The sequence below is a fragment of the Pseudoalteromonas sp. GABNS16E genome (assembly GCF_028598715.1).
Lineage (GTDB): Bacteria > Pseudomonadota > Gammaproteobacteria > Enterobacterales > Alteromonadaceae > Pseudoalteromonas > Pseudoalteromonas atlantica.
In genome coordinates, this window is the sequence record NZ_JAQREZ010000119.1 from 1 (window position 1) to 1,585 (window position 1,585).

Genomic DNA, 1,585 nt, shown 5'->3' on the forward strand with positions numbered 1-1,585 from the left:
CATGGCGTTATTTAAACAAGATACAACTAAAACAGCCAGTATGGCGAGAAAAAAGAAAATGGCAGGGCTAGACGATGATTATCGCTCAACCCTGTTAGAATCTGGGATTAAAATGCGCTAGCCGTGTAGTAACTTATTAAAAAAGCAATAAAAAAGGATGTTAAAAAACATCCTTTTTTAATCAGAACGCTCGATTATTGCACAAGCTCTTGTTCGCTAAACTCTTCGTCAAACATCGGGCTTGATAAGTAACGCTCTGTTGCACTTGGCAAAATAACCACAATATTTTTATCTGCATTTTCAGGACGTTCAGCAATACGCTTCGCTGCAACCACAGCTGCACCTGATGAAATACCAACTAAAATCCCTTCTTTTTTCATTAGCTCGTGACACATTGCTATACATTCTTCATTAGAGACTTGCTCTACACCATCAATTATTGATAGGTCTAAATTCCCAGGAATAAAGCCTGCACCAATACCTTGAATCTTATGTGGCCCAGGTTTTACTTCTTCACCAGCAAGTGTTTGGCTAATTACCGGAGAGTGGCTTGGCTCTACAGCGATTGATTTTACATTTAAGCCTTTTTCTTTTTTAAGATAACGGCTTACACCTGTGATAGTTCCACCAGTACCAACGCCTGCAACAAAGAAATCGATTTTGCCATCAAGTGCATCAAAGATTTCTGGGCCAGTTGTTTCAAAGTGAATTTTAGGGTTTGCAGGGTTTTCAAATTGTTGTAATAAAATAAACTTTTCAGGGGCTGATGCTTGAATTTCTTTGGCCTGAGCAATAGCACCGTTCATACCTTTAGCACCGTCTGTTAGTACAAGATTAGCACCGAGTGCTTTTAATAGCTTACGACGTTCTAAGCTCATGGTGTTTGGCATTGTAAGCGTTAATTTGTAGCCGCGTGAGGCTGCTACAAATGCCAGTGCAATGCCCGTGTTACCTGATGTTGGCTCTATAAGCTCTTTATCTTTGGTAAGTTGACCTGATTTTTCAGCTTCCCAAATCATCGATGCACCAATACGGCATTTAATACTAAAGCTTGGGTTACGCGACTCAATTTTAGCGTATACATTCCCACCTGTAACACGGTTAAGTTTTACCAACGGTGTGTTACCGATGCTTAGTGAGTTATCTTCAAAAATAGTAGACATAATGTTCCTTTAGGTACAATCTGATCAACACATTAACAGTTAGTCTGTTAACTTTATAAGCCTACTTTACTGTGAGATAAAAAAAGTTAAAGTAAGCTTTGGCTATAACATATATTAATTCCGCTTATAACGGATTGAACTAAAAACTCAACCTATTATTTTTTTAGTTATTAAAAAGGTGAACTTGAAGCCATTTGTTCGTTTTTAACTTTGTACTGTATTTTTTGTTTATGTAGTCGTTATTTAAACAAATCAACACTACATACTTATATTTTGTTGGTTAATTGTGCAAATGAACACGGCAAGATCATTATAAATTGAACTTATAGAATATGTAGTGATCAGATCAAGGCATAATAATCACCTTGGTCACGTAAAATATGAGCGCTACTTTTCTGAAACACTTTAATTCAATTACCGAT

Annotated in this window: 1 protein-coding gene; it reads right to left on the bottom strand. The window is 36.8% G+C overall.

What is annotated here, in order from left to right; all coding sequences use genetic code 11:
- Positions 1-194: 194 nt before the first annotated feature.
- Complete coding sequence (gene cysK, locus PSI06_RS20865) at positions 195-1,163, bottom strand: cysteine synthase A (protein WP_008468878.1); 969 nt, start codon at positions 1,161-1,163, stop codon at positions 195-197.
- Between the last annotated feature and the right edge of the window lie 422 nt (positions 1,164-1,585).